This window comes from Sphingosinicella sp. LHD-64 (genome assembly GCF_031157375.1).
In the GTDB taxonomy this organism is placed as follows: Bacteria; Pseudomonadota; Alphaproteobacteria; order Sphingomonadales; family Sphingomonadaceae; genus Allosphingosinicella.
On sequence record NZ_JAVIFV010000002.1, the window covers coordinates 105,560 to 123,654 of the forward strand.

Sequence of the window (18,095 nt, forward strand, 5' to 3'; positions counted from 1 at the left end):
CCAGCCCGCACCCCCACCCGGCCTCCGGCCTCCCATCGACAGGATATGCTATTGGGAGGCCGGGTGGGGGTGTGGGCCGGCACCGTCTGACGAGCAGGCGCTAGCCGGCGAGGAGCTGCGCGACCGGAACGGGGCGCCCGTTTCGGCGCAATTCGACGGTGACGCGGGGCGACTCGCCGCCGGTCCGGCCGAGCGCCGCGCCGCGCCGGACGATGGCGCCCGGCGCCACATCGAGGGTAGCGAGATTGGTGATCACGGTCGACCAGCCGCGACCATGATCGAGGATGACGACATTGCCGTAGGAGCGGAAGGCCGCCGCGAACAGGACGCGGCCGTTCGCCGGCGCGATCACCCGCGCGCCGGGCGCGACCGCGAAGGTCAGCCCGCGCGAATGGACGCCGCCGTCGGAAATCTCGCCGACTCCGGTCAACAGGCGCCCCTGGACGGGAAGGAGGTAGGGGAGTGGATTGGCACGCTGTTCGCGACGCTCGCCTTCGCGCAGCGGGCGCGGCATCGGCTCCGGCAGTTGGGCGAGGCTGGCCTCGAGCTGCGCCTGATAGGCCCGGTTGCCGATCGTCCGGGCGAGCGCGCGCGCCTCCTCGCCTAGGGCGAGCGCCCTATCCGACTCGGTGAGCGCGAGGCCGGCCAGTTCCGACGAGTGCGACCGTTCCCGCGCCTCGAACGCGGCCAGCTCGACGCGGCGGCGGCGCAGCTGCTCGCGGCTGGCGAGCAGGGCCGTGCGCGCCAGGTCCGCGTCGCGGCGCAGAGCGTTGCCGCGTGTCACTTCGGCCCGCAGCGCGGCGGTGCGGCGGCGGATTTCCGGAAGGGTGGCCGCGAGCAGCGATCGGACGCGAACCGTGTCGTTGACCGATCCCGGCTGGACCAGCGCCAGCGCGGCCGGCCTGCGCGCCATCGTCTGGAGGGCGGCGGTAAGACGGACGAGCGGTCTCTGGCGCGCCGCCAGCCGCGCGCGCTGCCCCGCCTGGAGCTGCTCGACGATCGCGATCCGGCGCTGCGCCGCGGTGAGACCGGATTCGGCGGCCTCGATGCGGGCGGCCAGCGCCGCGCCCTCGACGCGGGCGCGCTGGGCCGCGTCGGTCGCGCGACGGGCCCGCTGGTCGAGCGCCCGCGACCGCGCCTCCGCCTGACGCGCGTCCTTCAGGGCCTGCGCGAAGGCGTCGGCATCGCTGCCGCGCGCCGCATGCGCGGCAACCGCCGCGACGAGCGGCAAGGCCGCAAGGATGAGGAGCAATGGGAGCAATGGCCCGCGCACCAGCCTATCCTTCGCGATGATAGGGGTGGTTCGCAAGGATGCTCGTCGCCCGGAACAGTTGCTCGGCGAGCATCGCCCGGGCGAGGAGGTGCGGCCAGGTCGCGGTGCCGAAGGCGAGCAGGAGGTCGGCCTCGGCGCGCTCGGCATCGCCAAAGCCGCCTGCGGCGCCGATCAGGAAGCGCGCCTCGCGCCGGCCGTCGTCGCGCCAGCGCTCGAGCCGGCGGGCCAGCTCGGTCGAGGAGAGCTGCGCGCCCTTCTCGTCGAGCAGGATCGTGACGCCGTTGTCGGCCGGTGGCGGCACCTTGCCCCCCGTGTCCGGGAGCTCGGTCACCTTCGTGGACCAGGTGATGCGTTTCAGATAGCGCGCGACCAGTTCCGCCTCCGGGCCGCGCCCTATCTTCCCCCGCGCGACGATGTGGAGCAACAAGGCGGCTCAGTGCGCTGCGACGGCCGACGCGGCGCTCTCCTCGAACGCCCACATCCTTTCGAGATTGTAGAAGCTGCGCACTTCCGGGCGGAACAGGTGGACGATCACGTCCTCGGCATCGATCAACACCCAGTCGGCGACCGGCAGCCCCTCGACGCGCACGTTGCGGCCGAGATCGCGCTTGATCCGCTCGGTGAGCTTCTGCGCCATCGAGGCAACCTGACGGGTCGAGCGGCCGCTCGCGATCACCATATAGTCGGCGATGTTGGATTTGCCGACAAGCGGGATGGAGGCGACGTCGAGCGCCTTGTCGTCGTCGAGGGAACGAAGCACGAGGTCGTGAAGCGCCTCGGCCTGTTCGTCGGCTCCGCCGGTCTGCGGAGCGGGTGCGTTAGCGGGCAAAATGCCTCCTTTGCTGTATCAGGCCCATCAACTTTCGGCGCGTCACGCCGTCGCGGACAGCCTTGTGTTGGAACGTTTCCGTGACGTTTTCGTGCCATTGCGGGTCGGCGGCACGGATGGCGGTCGCACTGGTCGGATCGGGCGGCAGTTCAAGCAGCACGAGCGACGGCAATCTCCATCTCGTCCAGTGCCGAGCCTGGCGCGCGGGCCGGACGAAGCGCCGCAGCCAGCCCAGGGCCGGTGCCCTGAGAGCCCGGCCATCATAACCCGGACGGGCGATGACGGCAATCGGCACGAGGGCGGCGATCTTCCGCCAGTCGCGCCAGAGGTGGAACTGGGCGAGATTGTCCGCCCCCATCAGCCAGATGAAGCGCCGCTCCGGGAAACGCCGGACCAGTTCGGCGATCGTCCCGACGGTGTAGGTCGTGCCGAGCTCGGCCTCGATCGCGGTGACCCGGATCGGCGCCCGCCGCGCCGCGGTCCGCGCCGATGCGACGCGGGCTGCCAGCGGCGCCATCCCCGTCTTCGGCTTCAAGGGATTGCCCGGCGAGACCAGCCACCACACCTCGTCGAGACCCAGCCGCCTGAGCGCGCCGAGGCTGATCCGGCGATGCCCGCGATGGGCCGGGTTGAAGGAGCCGCCGAGGAGGCCGGTCAGGGTCATGGGCGGGCGATAGCATGGGCACAGGCCGCATGCGAACGGCCTCGACGGCCCGCGGCGGCTTCGTCATAAGGCGGCCGACAAGGGGCGGTCATGAGCGGAATCGAAGGTGTCGGCGATGCGGTGACGGGCGGCATGTTCGCGCGCGCCATCGAGCCCGAGGCCGGGGAGGCCGCGCACGACGCCGGGGGCAAGTGCCTCAATTGCGGCGCCGCGCTGGTCGGCCCCTATTGCCGGATGTGCGGTCAGAAGGGCCACGTCCACCGCACCATCTCGGCGATCGGACACGATCTCATCCACGGCATCCTCCACCTCGACGGCAAGTTCTGGCGCGCGCTGCCGCTGCTCGCCTGGCGGCCGGGAGACCTGACACGGCGCTACGTCCATGGCGAGCGCGCGAAATTCGTCTCGCCGCTCGGCATGTTCCTGTTCTCCATTTTCCTGATGTTCGCGGTGCTGCAGATTTTCGGCCTGTCGCTGAGCAACCTCGACATGCGCTCGAGCGAGGTGGTCCAGCGGAACATGAACGTCGCGCGGCAGGAGGTGGTGCGCGAGCTGCGCGAGGCGCATGACCGCCGCGCCGCCTTCGCGCGCGGCGAGCGGGTGGTGCTGAAGAACGGCCAGCCGGCGACGCTCGACGCGCTCGACCGGGAGATCGCCGGGGCGCAGGAAGGCGTCGATGCAGTGCAGGAGCTCAGCACGGGCACCGGGCGCTTCATCGATGCGGACTTCGACACCGGCTGGCCGCGGCTCGACCATGGAATCGAGAAGTTCAACCAGAATCCGGGCCTCGCGCTCTACAAGCTGCAGGCGAACGGCTACAAATTCTCCTGGCTCTTGATCCCGATCTCGGTGCCGTTCGTGTGGCTGCTGTTCTTCTGGACGCGGCGCTTCCGCTTCTACGACCACACGGTGTTCGTCACCTATTCGCTCGCCTTCATGTCGCTGTTCGCGATCCTGCTGACGCTGTCCGGCATGACCGGCCTGCCGTCCGGCATCATCGCCATCGCGGCGATGATCGTGCCGCCGTTCCACATCTACCGCCAGCTGAAGGGCGCCTACAGCCTCGGCCGGTTCGGCACGCTGGTGCGCACCTTCCTGCTGGTCAATTTCTGCTTCGTGACGGCCAGCTTCTTCTTCCTGATGCTGCTCGGCATCGGGGCGCTGGGCTAGGGGAAAGACCAGGACATGAGCGGAATCGAGGGTGTGGGCGAAGCAGTGACGGGCGGCATGTTCGCGCGCACCGTGGAGCCGGAAGCAGGCGAGGCGACGCAGGAGGCGGAGGGCAACTGCCTCAATTGCGGCGCCGGGCTCACCGGCGCCTATTGCCGCCGCTGCGGCCAGAAGGGCCATGTCCACCGCACCATCTCGGCGATCGGCCATGACCTGATCCACGGCATCCTCCACCTCGACGGCAAGTTCTGGCGGACGTTGCCGATGCTCGCCTGGCGGCCGGGCGAGCTGACGCGGCGCTACGTCCATGGCGAGCGGGCGAAATTCGTCTCGCCGCTCGGCATGTTCCTGTTCGCGATCTTCCTGATGTTCGCAATCTTGCAGATCTACGGCCTGTCCCTCACCAGCCTGAGCGATGGCCCCCTCGGTGCGGCGCGCGGCGTGGAAATGGCCGAGCAAGGCATGGCCGCGGAACTGGCGCGGGCGCAGGAGAGCCGGCGCGAATGGCTGACGGAACGCCGCGACGACGGACGCCGCGCCGAGCGGGTGGCCCGATACGATCGCCGGATCGCGGAGCTGCAGCAGGGCCGTCAGGCGCTGGCCCAGCTGCGGCGGAGCGCGCCCACGCTCAATGCGACCGACGACGGGGTCAGGACGGGTTGGGCGCGGCTCGACTCCGGTCTCAAGAAGATCAACCAGAATCCGGGCCTCGCGCTCTACAAGCTGCAGGCGAACGGCTACAAATTCTCCTGGCTCTTGATCCCGATCTCGGTGCCGTTCGTGTGGCTGCTGTTCTTCTGGACGCGGCGCTTCCGCTTCTACGACCATACGGTGTTCGTCACCTATTCGCTCGCCTTCATGTCGCTGCTCGCGATCGTGCTGACCATCCTCGGCTTCGCCGGCGTGCCGACGGCGATCATCGCCACCGCGGGCACGTTCATCCCGCCGATCCATATGTATCGTCAGCTGAAACAGGCCTACAGCCTCGGCTGGGTCGGGGCGCTGGTGCGCACCTTCCTGCTGGTCAATTTCTGCTTCGTCACCGCCAGCCTGTTCTTCGTGCTGCTGCTCGGCATCGGCGCACTGGGATAGAAAAAGGGCGGCCCGAACGGACCGCCCCTTTTTTTGGCCTGATCTTAACGTTACGCGCCCTGTTGCGCGGGCCCGCCGATGCCGCCGCGCGGACGGCGGGTGCTCGGGATCGAGGAGCCGGTGATCGGCGCGGGGCCGGAGCGGTCGCTCGGATTCTCGCGGCCGATATCCTCGCCCTTGATCGCCCGCTTGGCCTCCTCTCCGGTCAGCGTCTCATAGTCGAGCAACGCACCGGCGAGCTTGTGGAGCTCATCGAGATTGTCGGTGAGCACCGTGCGCGCCCGACCTTCCGCCTCCTCGATCAGGGTGCGGATCTCCTGGTCGATCAGGCGGGCGGTCTCCTCCGAGACGCTCTGCGAGCGCGCGACGCTGTGGCCGAGGAAGACCTCTTCCTGGTTGTCGCGGTAACGCAGCCAGCCGAGCTTCTCGCTCATGCCATATTCCATGACCATCGAGCGGGCCATCTCGGTGGCCTGCTGGATGTCGTTGGAGGCGCCGGTGTTGAGCGCGTCCTTGCCGTAGATGAGCTGTTCGGCGATGCGGCCGCCGAAGCAGAGCGCGAGCCGCGCCTTCATCTGGATCATCGACATCGAGTAGCGGTCGCGCTCCGGCAGGTTCCAGGTCACGCCCAAGGCGCGGCCGCGCGGGATGATCGTCACCTTGTGCAGCGGATCGCAGCCCTCGACGTGGAGCGAGACGAGGGCATGGCCGGCCTCGTGATAGGCGGTCGCCTTCTTCTCTTCCTCGGTCATCACCATGGACTTGCGCTCGGCGCCCATCATGACCTTGTCCTTGGCCTCCTCGAACTCCTTCATCGCGACCAGGCGCTTGCCCTTGCGCGCGGCGAGCAAAGCGGCCTCGTTGGCGAGGTTGGCGAGATCGGCGCCCGAGAAGCCTGGGGTGCCGCGGGCGATGGTGCGGATGTCCACGTCCGGCGCGAGCGGCAGCTTCTTGACGTGGACCGAGAGGATCTTCTCGCGCCCGTCGATGTCCGGACGCGGCACGACGACCTGGCGGTCGAAGCGGCCGGGCCTGAGCAGCGCCGGATCGAGCACGTCGGGCCGGTTGGTCGCGGCGATGATGATGATGCCTTCGTTCGCCTCGAAGCCGTCCATCTCGACGAGCAGCTGGTTCAGCGTCTGCTCGCGCTCGTCATTGCCGTTGCCGAGACCCGCGCCCCTGTGACGACCCACCGCGTCGATCTCGTCGATGAAGACGATGCAGGGCGCGTTCTTCTTGGCCTGCTCGAACATATCCCTGACACGGGACGCGCCGACGCCGACGAACATCTCGACGAAATCCGAGCCCGAAATGGTGAAGAACGGCACGTTCGCCTCGCCGGCGATGGCGCGGGCGAGCAGGGTCTTGCCGGTGCCGGGCGAGCCGACCAGCAGCGCGCCCTTCGGGATCTTGCCGCCCAAGCGGGCGAACTTGGTCGGGTCCTTCAGGAACTCGACGATCTCCTGCAACTCCTCGCGCGCCTCGTCGATGCCGGCGACGTCGTCGAAGGTGACGCGGCCATGCTTCTCGGTCAGCAGTTTCGCCTTGGAGCGGCCGAAGCCCATGGCGCCGGAGCCGGCATTCTTCTGCATCTGGCGCATCACGAAGAAGGCGATGCCGAGGATCAGCAGGAAGGGCAGCGACTGGATGAGGATGTACATCCAGAGCGAGGTCTGCTGCTCGGGCTGGCCGTCGAAGGCGACACCGCGTTCGCGCAGGCGGTTGGTGAGCTCGGGATCGGCGACGAGGTTGGTGCGGAAGGTCTCGTTGTTGGTCATCCGGCCGGAAATCGCTTCCTTGCCGATCACGACCTGCTTCACCTGGCCTTCGTCGACCTTGTTCAGGAATTCCGAATAGGGAATCGAATCGGCCGCCCGGGTGGCGCCGCCGCCCATCACCTGCACGAACAGGACGAGGCCGAGCAATATGCCGGCCCAGATCAGGAGGCTTTTCATCCAGGTGTTGGTGCCGGGATCCTTGTCCGGAGTCCGGTTGTCGTCGCTCATCGCTTTTCCCTTCACACCCAAGATAGGATGTCGCCCGCGAAGCGCAATGTAGACATTGGGTGTGAACGGCGGATTAGCGCGCGTTTGCCCCTCTCTGCGGCGCCAAAGGCACGCTGAACGCCTGTCCGGCCTCCGTGGTGACGAAGCGGCCCGGCGCGAGGCCGCGGACGCGGGAGAGCACCGCGAGGCGCTGGCGGGGCTCGTCGATCGGCTCCCAGGTCAGCTGGAACGTGCCCCAGTGCATGCCGATGGCCTGTACGGGATCGAGGATCACGAAGACGCGCATCGCCTCCTCGGGGTTGAGATGATTGGCCTCCATCACGTCGCGCGGCGCGTAGGCGCCGATCGGCAGGATGGCGAGTCGATAGGGGCCGCGGCGCGCCGCCTCGCGCACCCAGGCGCCGTCGCCCCAGCCGGTGTCGCCGGCGAAGAAAATGTTGCCCGCAGGCGTGCGCACCGTGAAGGCCGACCAAAGGGCCCGGTTGCGGTCGGTGAACCAGCGCGAGCCCCAGTGGTGGTTGCGTTCGACGATCACCTCGGCCGAGCCCGCGGCGACGCGCCCGCCCCAGTCGCGCGCCTGGGCGTCGATGCCGGCGCGGCGGAGGATCGTGTCGTTGCCGAGGCTGGTGACGATCAGCGGTCGATCGCGCGCCCAGAGGCGGCGGAGCGTCGCCAGGTCCAGATGGTCGTAATGATTGTGGCTGACGAGGACGAGGTCGATCCTCGGCAGGTCTTCGAACCGCACGCCCGGCACCCGGACGCGGCGCGGCCCGGCGAAGGAGAAGGGCGAGGCGCGCTCCGACCAGATCGGGTCAGTGAGGATGTTGAGCCCGGCGGTCTGGACCAGCACGGTGGCGTGGCCGATCCAGGTGACGCGCATGTCGTTGCCGGCAATGCGGCGGGACGGAACCGTCGGCGTGACCGGCACCTGCGCCGGCCATTCGGCCCGCCCCTCGGCGCGGAGCATGCGGGTGAAGACGCTGCCCGGCCGTGGCGGGCGGGGCGCATCGGGATCGGGATTGAAGAAGCGGGCGCCGTCATAATGGCCGCTCGCCGGTCCCTCATAATAGATCCGGTCGAGGAAGGGCGGGACGAGCGTCGGCGCGAAGCACAGGAGAATGGCCAGGGAAAGGAGGGTCGTTCCCAGCCATCGCAGCGTCGCCCGCATCGGCGCCTACATAGGGGCGCCGCACGGGTGGGCAAGCGCAGAGAGTCAACCCGCGATGGTGAAGCCCGGCGGCGCGCGGTTCTCGACATGCTCCTCATGGTACATGTCGAAGACGATGCGCCGCGTCGTGCCGCCGCAGGCGACGGCATAGGCGTTGGTCACGGTGCCGAAGGCGCCGACGCCGGACTCGTTGCGCGCGCCGAGCCGGATCGCGGCGCCGTCGGCGCAGCGCAGCCGCGCGAGATAGGCACGTTCGCCGTCCGGCCCGCCGACCCGCACGGGATTGTCGATCGAGCCGAGCGGAAAGGCCGCTGCTTCCGCGATCAGCCGCTGCATCTCCTGTTCGGACGCGGCCGGGTCCATCTGGCCGAGCATTTCCTCGGGCGTGGCGGTCGGTGCGCCGAGCTCCGGCTGGCGCTGCTGTTGCTGCTGGGCGGTGGCGGGGACCGAAAGGAGGACGGCGGGGGCGAGGAGGAGGGCAAGCAAAGGAGTACGCATGGGAATCTCCAAGGGGGGCCGTCTATCTAGGAAGCTTCGCGCGGCGCGTCATCCCAAATGCGGCGACGTGCTTCGGCGCATGAGGATCAGTGGAAATTGCGTGAGCGGATGCGCATGCCGCCGTCGCGGCCGGGGAGCAAGGCCGGGCGCGGCGGAGGCAGCGGATCGCGCGGATCGTGTCCGCCGTTCTTCGCGGCGTCGGGCGGGCCGTAGCGGTGCGGGAAATGCATTTCGCCGACCCGGGCGAGCCACGGCGTCAGGTCCTCGATCCGCTCGCTGACGATGTGGATCACCTGTCCCTCCTTCTGGAGCTGGCCGTGGACCGCGATCATCGCCGAAGAGAGGATGACCCGGCGGTGCGCCTGGAAGATCCGCTCCCAGGCCAGCGCATTGGCGATGCCGGTCTCGTCCTCCATGGTGATGAAGGTGACATTGCCCTTGCCCGGCCGCTGGCGGACGAGGACGATGCCGGCGACCGAGACCTTCCGTCCGTCCCCGAGGCCGCGCAGCGCCGCGGCGGGCAGGATACCCCTCTCCTCGAGCTGGTCGCGCAGGAAGGCGACCGGATGGGCGCGGAGCGACAGCTGCACCGCGCGGTAATCCTCGACCACCTCGCGCCCTTCGGTCATCGGGGTCAGCGCGACCTCGGGTTCGTTCGCCCGTGCCTCGGCGGCGGCGAACAGCGGCAGCGGCTTGCCGCCCAGCCCCCGCACGCGCCACAGCGCCTGTCGCCGGTCGAGCCCGAGACACTGGAAGGCATCGGCATCGGCGAGCTTCTCCAGCGCCGCCGCCGGCACGCAGGTGCGCTGCCAGACATCCTCGATGGACGTGAAGGGCGCATCCATCCCTGCGGCGGCGATCAGCGCGCCATGATCGTTGGAAAGGCCCTTCACCATCCTGAGGCCAAGGCGGAGCGGGAGACATTTCCCTCCCCCCGCTTCCAGCGTGCAATCCCAGCGGCTGGCATTCACGCAGACCGGACGCACCTCCACCCCATGTTCGCGCGCATCGCGGACGAGTTGTGCCGGCGCATAGAAGCCCATCGGCTGGGCGTTGAGCAAAGCGGCGCAGAAGATTTCCGGATGGTAGTGCTTCATCCAGGACGAAGCGTAGGCGATCTTGGCGAAGCTCGCGGCATGGCTTTCGGGAAAGCCGTAGCTGCCGAACCCCTCGATCTGCTTGAACGTCCGTTCGGCGAAATCCCGGATGTAGCCGCGTCTCACCATTCCTTCGACCATATCATCGTGAAAATCGGTGACGCCGCCGGTCGACTTGAAGGTCGCCATCGAACGACGCAGCGCGTCCGCCCTGGCCGGCGAAAAGCCCGCCCCCACGATGGCAACCTTCATCGCCTGTTCCTGGAAGAGCGGCACGCCCAAGGTCTTGCTCAGAACCTCCTCAAGCTCGGGCTTGGGATATTCCGGGATTTCCTTTCCCTCGCGCCGCCGCAAATAGGGGTGGACCATATTCCCCTGGATCGGCCCCGGCCGGACGATCGCGACCTGGATGACGATGTCGTAGAACTGGCGCGGCCTGAGGCGCGGCAGCATCGACATCTGCGCGCGGCTCTCGATCTGGAAGACGCCGAGCGTGTCAGCATTGCAGATCATGTCGAAAACGGCGGGATCATCGTCCTGCATCTCGGGCGAGGCGAGATCGAGGCGCTGGCCCTTATGTGCCTCGAGAAGCTCAAAGGCCCGGCGCATGCAGCCCAGCATGCCGACGCCGAGCACATCGACCTTCATGATCTTCAACTCTTCGAGATCGTCCTTCTCCCATTCGATGACCCGGCGATCCTCCATCGTCGCCGGCTCGATGGGTACGAGATTATCCAGCCTGTCGCGGGTGAGGACGAAGCCGCCGGGATGCTGGGAAAGGTGTCGTGGCGTGCCAACGAGCTGGCGGGTCAAGTCCAGCGTCAGCGCAAGACGCGGATCGTTCTTGTCGAGACCGAGCTGCCGGACATGCTGTTCCGCGACGCCATCGTTCGACCAGCCCCAGACCTGGCCGGAGAGGGTGGCAGTCAAATCTTCCGGTAAACCCAAGGCCTTGCCGACCTCGCGCACCGCGCCGCGGGTGCGATAGCGGCTGACCACGGCAGTCAGGGCGGCGTGCTCCTCACCGTAAGTTTCATAAATCCACTGGATCACTTCCTCACGCCGGTCATGTTCGAAATCGACGTCGATGTCCGGCGGCTCGTCGCGGTCGTCGGACAGGAAGCGTTCGAACAGCAGCTTATGGATGATCGGATCGATCGAGGTGATGTCGAGTATGTAGCAGATCATCGAGTTCGCGGCCGAACCGCGGCCCTGGCAGAGAATCTCTTGGCTGCGGGCGAACCGGACGATCGAATTGACCGTGAGGAAATAGGGGGCATAGCGCCAGCGCGCGACCAGCTTCAGCTCATGCTCCAGCAGGTCCGCATAATTTTGCGGCACGCCTTCGGGGAACTTGGCCGACATTGCGGTGCGGGTCAGCCGCTCAAGCGCGTCCTGTGCCGTGCGCCCGGACATGACCAGCTCGTCGGGATATTGATAGCTGAGCTCGCGCATGTCGAAGGTGCAGCGCTCGGCGATGTCGGCCGTCGCCCGGACCGCATCGGGGAAATCCCGGAAGCGCCGTTCCATCTCCTCCGGGCTCTTGAGATAGCGGTCGGCGAAGCGCTCGCGGCGAAAGCCCAGTTCGTCGATCGTGCAATGCTCGCGGATCGCGGTGACGACGTCGTGGAGCATGCGCTTGTCGGGACCGGCGTAGAGCACGTCGCCGGTGGCGAGGCTCCTCAGGCCGTAGCTTTTGGCGAGGTCGTCGAGCGCATGGAGGCGCGCTGCCTCGCCGGGGCGGCGGCGATGGGTGAGGGCGAGATGGCCGTGGTCCCCGAAGATGTCGGCCATCTGGGCCAGCGCGATCTCGCTGGTGCGGTCCGCCTCGTCGGGGATCAGGGCGGCGACGAGGCCCGCGTTCCACGCCTCCACATCCTCCCAGTGGAGGAAGCACTGGCCTTTCTCGCCCTTCTTGCGGTCGACCCGGCTCTTGCCGGTGGTGAGCAGGCGGGTGAGGCGCGACCAGGCGGCCTTGTCCTCCGGCCAGACCAGCAGCGACGAGCCGTCCATGAGGTCGAGCCGGCAGCCGGTGACGAGTCGGACGCCGGTCGCATCGGCCGCCCGCAGCGCCTTGACGAGGCCGCCGACCGTGTTGCGGTCGGTGACCCCGAGCGCCGGATAGCCGAGCATCGCGGCGGCCGAGAACAGCTCCTCCGCACTGGAGACGCCGCGCAGGAAACTGAAATGGGTCGCGACCTGGAGCTCGACATAGGTCATGATTGCCCGCCCCCAAGGAAATGACTATATGAAGTGACCACTTCTGGAGACTTGGTCATGGGCAAGATGATCGGCGCGGCGGAATTCAAGGCGCATTGCCTGCGCATCCTCGACGAGGTGGAGCGCACGGGCGAGCCCGTGACCATCACCAAGCGGGGCAAGCCGGTCGGCGTGCTGCGTCCGGCGCCGAAGGAGGAAAAGCGACTGTTCTTCGGCTGCATGAAGAATTCCGGATATCGGTTCGACGATCCTTTCAGTCCCGCCATCGACCCTAGCGAAGTACATGCCAACGATCCCGCCAAGTGGGATGATCTTCCTTGATCCTTCTCGATACGGCGACCCTCGTCTGGTTCACGCTGGGAGACGGGCGGCTCGGGCCTGAAAGCCGACGTTTGATTGAGACCGGAAATGCGTTCTCGCTTTCGGCGATTACGCCATGGGAGGTTGCGATGCTGGTCGGGAAGGGGCGGTTGAACCTCGGCCAAGGCCCCCTCGACTGGATCAGCAGAATATTGTCCGATCCGCGCATGGAACTGGTGCCGGTTGCGCCGAAATTGGCTGTCGCGGCAGGCCTCCTTCCCCCAGCCATTCATGGTGATCCCGCAGACCGGCTGATCCTGGCAACGGCCAACGATTTGGTTTGTCCGGTGCTGACTCCCGATGAGAAAATCCTGGAATATGCCGCACAAGGCCATGTCCAGGCTCTCGACGCCCGTCACTGAGCCGCTCATCCGAACACCCCGTGCAGGTGCCAGCTGCGATCGCCGGTGGCCTCGGTTTCGCCATCGCCCTTGCGGAACAGCCAGAAGCGACGGCCCTCGTCATCCTCGACGGCGTAATAGTCGCGGATCGCCTCGCGCTCCTCGGCGCGGCGCCACCATTCCCCGTAGACGCGTTCCGGGCCGTCGCCGGCGACGATCTTGTAGAGCCGGTCGCGCCATTTGAAGTGGGCGGGCATCCCATCCGGATGTTCCGCCATGACGAAATCGACCGGCTCGGGCGGGATGACGAGGCGGGCCGGACGGGGCCATTTCGGCCAGTTCGCCGCTTGGCCTAGCGGATCGATGCGCGCGACGCTGCGCTCGGGCAGATCGCTTTCGAGCGCGCTCAGGCGGTAGATGCGGGGGCGGCCGAGGCGGACGGCGAGACGGTCGACGAGGCCGGCGAGATCGCCGCCGCTCGGCTGGCCCAACTCGGTTTCGATCGGTTGGGACTCGAGCGGCTCGACGCAGGCCGCGACGAGGCGGAGGCTTTCCAGGCCGAAGCCGGGCTCGAGCGTCTCGATCCGCGGCGCCATCAGGCGGAAGAGATGGGCGCCGTCGCGGGTGGCGCGGGCGGTGCCGATCGCGGCGCGCTGGACGTCGCCGTCGACGCGGTCGCAGAGCAGCACCAGCCGGCGCACGCCGAGGCCGGTTTCCTCCAGCAACGGGACGAGCCGGCGCATGCCCTCGCCCAGCGCTTCGGCGATCGCCTCGGGCGTGGCGATCGGCTCGAGGAAGCGGAGCAGAATTTCGGGCGGCTCCTCGGGCACGATCGGGTCGAACGGCTCGCCGATCCGGCCGAGCGCCTGATCGAGACGGGTAAGCAAGGTGCTGCCGAAACGCCGCTGGAGGGGGCCGCGCGGCATGGCGATCAGCTCGCCGACCCGCCCGATGCCGAGGCGGCGGCCGGCGTCGAGCACCTCCGCGTCGAGACGCAGCGCCGCGAGCGGGAAATCGGTGATCGCCTGCGCTTCGCCTCCGATGGGACAGAGGGTGAGCGGCCGCCCGGAAAAACGCGCGAGCGCGTGGGCGGCACCGAGGCTGCCCGCCACCGCGATGCGGGCGGCGAAGCCCAGGCGGCGGCAGAAGGCGAGGATGCGTTCGCACATCCGTTCCTCGCCACCGAACAGATGGGCGACACCGGTGAGGTCGAACCACAGGCCGTCCGGGCCGGACAGGGCCGCGCGCGGCGTCCAGCGGCGGGCGGCGAACAGGGCCAGGCGCTGGAGCCACGCGGCGTCGCCGTCATGGTCGGCATCGCGCACGTCGAGGCCGGGGACGAGGATGCGCGCCTGGGTGAGCGGCATGCCGGGATCGAGACCGAGCGCACGCGCCTGACGCGAGGCGGCGGCGACGAGGAGGCGGTTGCCATCGCGGTGCGCGGTGACCAGCGCGCCGGTGCCGTCGCGGATGATCACATCCTGCGCCGGCGCCTCGCGTGCCCAGCGCGCACCAGGCCGCCAGTGGCCGCTACGCGCGGGCAGCACGCGATCGGCGTCAGGCAGCCAGAGCGGGCGGCGCGGCGGCGCGGCGGTCCGCTCCGTGCGCCTGATCCGGTCGATCGCCAGATCGGGCAGCCAGAGCGAGGCGAGCCTCGGCATCGGGGGCCTCCAGTATCCATGTATGCGGCGGCCCGCCCCGCTGGCGGACGAGCGCGACCTGCCAGCAGGCGCGACCGAGCCCGGCATAAGGGAGCGGCGCGGCCGGCACGCAGCCGATCCGCCAGCGAGTGACGGCGGGGGACGGCGCGGCGAGCGGATCCGCCCCGCTCTTGCGCCAGCGCCGCAGCAGCAGCGCCGCCGTGCCGCTGTCCTCGGCGCCGAGTTGGAGCCGACGCAGGTTCGCCATGCCGGCGCGCGCCACCTCTCCCACCACCGCGGCCAGGCCGCCATAGCGCAGCCCCTCCTCCATCACCGCGAGCAGCTCGGCATCGTCGCGGCAATCGGCGTAGACGACCTGATCGGGCGGCAGTCCCGCCTGCGCCAGGGCCGGGGCGAACAGGTCCCGGCGGGCAAGCGCCCAGAGCACCTGTCCGCCCTGCGCGCGCACGAAGCGGCCTGCCGCCGCGGCAAGAAACAGGGTAGCGGCCGCTTCGTCGCCCGGTGCAAGCGTATCGGCCGCCGCCTCATGCAGCGCCGGCGCGAGCCCGCACGCCGCCAGCCGGTCATCCACCCCGGCGATCCCGAACGGCACGGCAGGCCGCTCGGCGGCACGACCGATCTGCTCGAGCGCGCGCACCTCGGCCCGCAACGCGGCAAGGCGCGGATCGGCGAGGGCCGCAGCGGAGGAGCGACTCGGAGTCATATGTTCCTGTTATGTTCCTCCCACGTTCAGCAAGAGTCAAGGCGGCCGAGGGAAGGACAATGCTCGACATCCCGACGCGGCATACCCACAAAGGCTCCGATGATTCCGCTTCGTCCGGCGATTCTCGCCCTCTTCCTCGCCTTCTCCGCCCCGCTGCTCGCGCAGCCACAGGCCCCTGCACCGGCCGCCCCGGCAGCCCACGGCGACACCGGCTGGCTTTATCGCGGCAGCGACATCGCGCCCGATCCGGCCTGGCGGTTCGGCACCTTGCCCAACGGCCTGCGCTATGCGGTGCGCCGCAACGCTCTCCCCGCCGGCCAGGTCTCGATCCGCATCCGCATCGACGCCGGCTCGTTGCACGAGGCGGACAACGAGCGCGGCTGGGCCCATTATGTCGAGCATATGGTGTTCCGCGGCACCGAGACTTTTCCCGATCGCGAGGCGCGGCAGACCTGGCAGCGGCTCGGCGCGAGCTTCGGCAGCGACAGCAATGCGCGTACCAGCCCGACCGACACGGTCTACCAGCTCGATCTTCCCCACGCCGACCGCACCAGCCTCGACACCAGCCTCAACGTCCTGTTCGAGATGATGGCGCGCGCCCGTTTCGACCCGGCGGCGGTCGAGGGCGAGCGCCCGGTGATCCTCTCCGAGAAGAACCGCCGCTCCGAACTCACCACCCGGATGCGCGACGTCACCCTGCCGCTCTATTTCGCCGGACTGCGCTTCGCACAGCGCGACCCGATCGGCACCGACGAGACGCTGAACGCCGCCACGGCCGAGGGCCTGCGCGCCTTCTATCGCCGCTGGTACCGCCCCGGCCGCACCACCATCGTCATGGTCGGCGACGCCGATCCCGACATGATGGAAGCGCTGATCCGGAGCCGCTTCGGCGGCTGGCGGGGTGAGGGGCCCGAGCCCGCCGACCCCGATTATGGCACGCCGGTCGAGGTCGCCGGGAAGGTCGCCAACGTTCCCTATCCGGGCGTGCCCTACACCGCCAACATCCAGTGGATCCGCCCCTACGAGCGGGTCCCGCACACCATGGCGCGCGAGCAGATCTACCTCGCCGAGACTCTCGCCGCACGGATCATCAACCGCCGCCTCGAAGCCCATGCCCGCGGCGACTCCGCCTTCATCAGCGCTTCGGTCGGCCTGTCGCGCCAGCGCAACATCGCCGACATGAGCGGTCTCACCCTGACCGCGCGGGACGGCCGCTGGCGCGAGGCGATGGCCGAGAGCTTCGCGATCGTCGGCGATGCGCTGCGCGCCCCGCCCAGCGAGACGGAGATCGATCGCGAGGTCAGGAACCTGCGCACCGGCGTCACCGCCGCCGTCCAGGGCGAGGCGACGGTGCGCTCGCAGGTCCGCGCCGAGCAACTCGTCGGTGCGGTCGACAACGGCGCGGTGACCACCACCGCCCGGACCGTGCTCGACAATTTCGAGCGCAACGTGGCGGAAATGACGCCGGCGCGGGTCGGCGCCGCGATGCGCGATCTCTTCACCGGCCTCGGCCCGCGCATGATCCTGGCGACGCCGACCGCGATCGAGGGCGGCAATGCGGCGCTGGCGCAGGGGCTGGCCGAGGCGCGCGCGGCGGCCCCCGCGACGCGTCCGGCCGAGCGCCTGGTGAGCTTCGACGACCTGCCCGCGCTCGGCGCGCCCGGCCGCGAGATCTCGCGCCAGCGGATCGACGACATGGACGTCACCATCGTCCGCTTCGCCAACGGCTCGACGCTGACCTTCAAGCCGACCGAGTTCGAGCGCGGCTCGGTGCTGGTGCGGCTGCGCTTCGGCCACGGCCAGGCGGGCCTGGCGCCGGATCGCCCCTCGCTCGGCTGGCTGTCCGCTCTCGTCGCCCCGTCGGGCCTGGCCGGGCTCGACCAGGACGGGCTGGAGCGGTTGCTCACCGGACGACGGATGAACCTGTCGTTCGGCATCGACGAGGACGCCTTCGTGCTCGGCGGGCAGACCAATGCGGCCGACCTCCCCGACCAGCTCCGCCTGCTCGCCACCAAGCTCGTCGCGCCCCATTGGGATCCGGCCCTCTTCGCCCGCTACCGGACGAGCGCGGTCGAAAATTACGACCTCGCCTTCACCTCGGCCTCGGCCCGGGCGAATCGCGAGCTCGGCGGCTTCGTGCGCCCCAACGACCAGCGCTTCCGCCCGATCGAGCGCGAGGAGATCGCCAATGCCACGATCGACCAGTTCCGCGATTTCTACACCCCGCTGCTTGCCGACGGACCGGTCCATGTCGTGATCGTCGGCGACATGACGCTCGATGCCGCGGTCGAGGCGGTCACCCGCACCGTGGCGGCACTGCCGACCCGCCCGGAGACGACGACGACGAGCCATGCCGCCGCCCTCCGGCCGCCCGCGCCGGGCCCGGAGCCGCGCACCTTCACCCATCGCGGCGACGCCAGCCAGGCGTTCGCGCTGATCGGCTGGTCGACGCTCGGCGGGATCGAAGGGATCCGCGACCGCCGCGCGCTCTCGCTCGCCGCCAACATGTTCCAGGTCCGGCTGTTCGACCGGCTGCGCGAGGCGGAGGGCACGACCTATTCGCCCAATGCCGCGCATCTCTCCTCCGACACCTTCGCGAACTGGGGCATCTTCTACGCCGCCGCCGAGATCCGCCCCGAGCGCGCCCAGGCCTTCTTCCGGGCGGCGCGGGAGATCGTCGCCGATCTCGCCGCCAATCCCGCGGCGCCCGACGAATTCGCCCGCGCCCAGAACCCGGTGGTGAGCGGCATCGAGCGGCGGCTCGCCACCAACGCCTATTGGATCGAGGCGATCGAGAACTGGGCCGGGACGCCGGCCGAGATCGACAATGTCCGCGCTTACCTCTCCACCTATCGCGACATGACCGCGGAGGACGTGCGCCGCGCCGTCGCGGCCTATGTCGCCGAGCAAGACGACTGGTCGATGCTGGTCCTGCCCGAGCGCGCGACGGCGGGCGCACCCGCGCCCGGTGCCGCCGCAACCCCGGGCGCCTATCGCCGATGAGCGATTTCCC

The 18,095-nt window shown here is 69.2% G+C and carries 15 protein-coding genes; 5 read left to right on the top strand and 10 right to left on the bottom strand.

Going from position 1 to position 18,095, the window contains the following annotated elements; all coding sequences use genetic code 11:
• Positions 1-100 precede the first annotated feature (100 nt).
• Genes RCO27_RS07420 through RCO27_RS07435 form a run of 4 tightly spaced genes read right to left on the bottom strand, consistent with a single transcriptional unit; the run spans position 101 to position 2,766 of the window.
• Positions 101-1,273, bottom strand: a complete 1,173-nt coding sequence (locus RCO27_RS07420; RefSeq protein ID WP_309002033.1) for a peptidoglycan DD-metalloendopeptidase family protein — start codon at positions 1,271-1,273, stop codon at positions 101-103.
• 4 nt (positions 1,274-1,277) lie between these two features.
• The gene (locus tag RCO27_RS07425) at positions 1,278-1,700 is read right to left on the bottom strand and encodes a 23S rRNA (pseudouridine(1915)-N(3))-methyltransferase RlmH (RefSeq protein ID WP_309002034.1); all 423 of its coding nucleotides are present in this window, start codon (positions 1,698-1,700) and stop codon (positions 1,278-1,280) included.
• 6 nt (positions 1,701-1,706) lie between these two features.
• Complete coding sequence (rsfS, locus tag RCO27_RS07430; protein ID WP_309002035.1) at positions 1,707-2,102, bottom strand: ribosome silencing factor; 396 nt, start codon at positions 2,100-2,102, stop codon at positions 1,707-1,709.
• On the bottom strand, positions 2,092-2,766 hold the full coding sequence (locus tag RCO27_RS07435) for a nicotinate-nucleotide adenylyltransferase (RefSeq protein WP_309002036.1): 675 nt from the start codon (positions 2,764-2,766) through the stop codon (positions 2,092-2,094). The genes rsfS and RCO27_RS07435 overlap by 11 nt, the downstream gene beginning before the upstream one ends.
• 90 nt (positions 2,767-2,856) lie before the next feature.
• On the opposite strand from RCO27_RS07435, the gene RCO27_RS07440 reads away from it, so the two are divergent.
• Positions 2,857-3,936, top strand: a complete 1,080-nt coding sequence (locus RCO27_RS07440) for a DUF3667 domain-containing protein (RefSeq protein WP_309002037.1) — start codon at positions 2,857-2,859, stop codon at positions 3,934-3,936.
• Between the two features lie 15 nt (positions 3,937-3,951).
• Positions 3,952-5,028 (top strand): DUF3667 domain-containing protein, encoded by a 1,077-nt coding sequence (locus RCO27_RS07445; RefSeq protein WP_309002038.1) that lies wholly within the window; start codon positions 3,952-3,954, stop codon positions 5,026-5,028.
• Between the two features lie 50 nt (positions 5,029-5,078).
• Here the strand turns inward: RCO27_RS07445 and ftsH are convergent, their stop codons facing one another.
• From ftsH to RCO27_RS07465, 4 genes are all read right to left on the bottom strand, one after another.
• Positions 5,079-7,034 carry an ATP-dependent zinc metalloprotease FtsH gene (ftsH, locus tag RCO27_RS07450; RefSeq protein ID WP_309002039.1) on the bottom strand — a complete coding sequence of 652 codons (1,956 nt, stop codon included), beginning with the start codon at positions 7,032-7,034 and terminating at the stop codon, positions 5,079-5,081.
• Positions 7,035-7,107: 73 nt separating this feature from the next.
• Positions 7,108-8,202: an MBL fold metallo-hydrolase gene (locus RCO27_RS07455; RefSeq protein WP_309002040.1), complete on the bottom strand. Its 1,095-nt coding sequence runs from the start codon at positions 8,200-8,202 to the stop codon at positions 7,108-7,110.
• Between the two features lie 45 nt (positions 8,203-8,247).
• The gene (locus RCO27_RS07460) at positions 8,248-8,700 is read right to left on the bottom strand and encodes a hypothetical protein (RefSeq protein WP_309002041.1); all 453 of its coding nucleotides are present in this window, start codon (positions 8,698-8,700) and stop codon (positions 8,248-8,250) included.
• 86 nt (positions 8,701-8,786) lie between these two features.
• Positions 8,787-12,020 carry an error-prone DNA polymerase gene (locus RCO27_RS07465; RefSeq protein WP_309002131.1) on the bottom strand — a complete coding sequence of 1,078 codons (3,234 nt, stop codon included), beginning with the start codon at positions 12,018-12,020 and terminating at the stop codon, positions 8,787-8,789.
• Positions 12,021-12,074: 54 nt separating this feature from the next.
• On the opposite strand from RCO27_RS07465, the gene RCO27_RS07470 reads away from it, so the two are divergent.
• A complete protein-coding gene (locus RCO27_RS07470; protein WP_309002042.1) occupies positions 12,075-12,338 on the top strand; it encodes a type II toxin-antitoxin system Phd/YefM family antitoxin in 264 nt (87 codons plus the stop codon).
• Positions 12,335-12,739: a type II toxin-antitoxin system VapC family toxin gene (locus tag RCO27_RS07475; RefSeq protein ID WP_309002043.1), complete on the top strand. Its 405-nt coding sequence runs from the start codon at positions 12,335-12,337 to the stop codon at positions 12,737-12,739. The genes RCO27_RS07470 and RCO27_RS07475 overlap by 4 nt, the downstream gene beginning before the upstream one ends.
• Before the next feature lie 5 nt (positions 12,740-12,744).
• Here RCO27_RS07475 and RCO27_RS07480 read toward each other — a convergent pair whose 3' ends face one another.
• Positions 12,745-14,379: a DUF6504 family protein gene (locus RCO27_RS07480; protein WP_309002044.1), complete on the bottom strand. Its 1,635-nt coding sequence runs from the start codon at positions 14,377-14,379 to the stop codon at positions 12,745-12,747.
• A complete protein-coding gene (locus RCO27_RS07485) occupies positions 14,276-15,082 on the bottom strand; it encodes a protein ImuA (RefSeq protein WP_309002045.1) in 807 nt (268 codons plus the stop codon). The genes RCO27_RS07480 and RCO27_RS07485 overlap by 104 nt, the downstream gene beginning before the upstream one ends.
• Before the next feature lie 99 nt (positions 15,083-15,181).
• Here RCO27_RS07485 and RCO27_RS07490 point away from each other — a divergent pair, with 99 nt between their 5' ends.
• Complete coding sequence (locus RCO27_RS07490; RefSeq protein ID WP_309002046.1) at positions 15,182-18,085, top strand: insulinase family protein; 2,904 nt, start codon at positions 15,182-15,184, stop codon at positions 18,083-18,085.
• Positions 18,086-18,095: the final 10 nt, after the last annotated feature.

Excerpts from the sequence above, each read along its gene's own strand:
- RCO27_RS07485 (WP_309002045.1), bottom strand. The coding sequence starts at position 15,082 with ATGACTCCGAGTCGCTCCTCCGCTGCGGCCCTCGCCGATCCGCGCCTT.
- RCO27_RS07470 (WP_309002042.1), top strand. The coding sequence starts at position 12,075 with ATGGGCAAGATGATCGGCGCGGCGGAATTCAAGGCGCATTGCCTGCGC.
- RCO27_RS07490 (WP_309002046.1), top strand. The coding sequence starts at position 15,182 with ATGATTCCGCTTCGTCCGGCGATTCTCGCCCTCTTCCTCGCCTTCTCC.
- RCO27_RS07460 (WP_309002041.1), bottom strand. The coding sequence starts at position 8,700 with ATGCGTACTCCTTTGCTTGCCCTCCTCCTCGCCCCCGCCGTCCTCCTT.
- RCO27_RS07435 (WP_309002036.1), bottom strand. The coding sequence starts at position 2,766 with ATGACCCTGACCGGCCTCCTCGGCGGCTCCTTCAACCCGGCCCATCGC.
- RCO27_RS07440 (WP_309002037.1), top strand. The coding sequence starts at position 2,857 with ATGAGCGGAATCGAAGGTGTCGGCGATGCGGTGACGGGCGGCATGTTC.
- RCO27_RS07455 (WP_309002040.1), bottom strand. The coding sequence starts at position 8,202 with ATGCGGGCGACGCTGCGATGGCTGGGAACGACCCTCCTTTCCCTGGCC.
- ftsH (WP_309002039.1), bottom strand. The coding sequence starts at position 7,034 with ATGAGCGACGACAACCGGACTCCGGACAAGGATCCCGGCACCAACACC.
- RCO27_RS07445 (WP_309002038.1), top strand. The coding sequence starts at position 3,952 with ATGAGCGGAATCGAGGGTGTGGGCGAAGCAGTGACGGGCGGCATGTTC.
- RCO27_RS07480 (WP_309002044.1), bottom strand. The coding sequence starts at position 14,379 with ATGCCGAGGCTCGCCTCGCTCTGGCTGCCCGATCTGGCGATCGACCGG.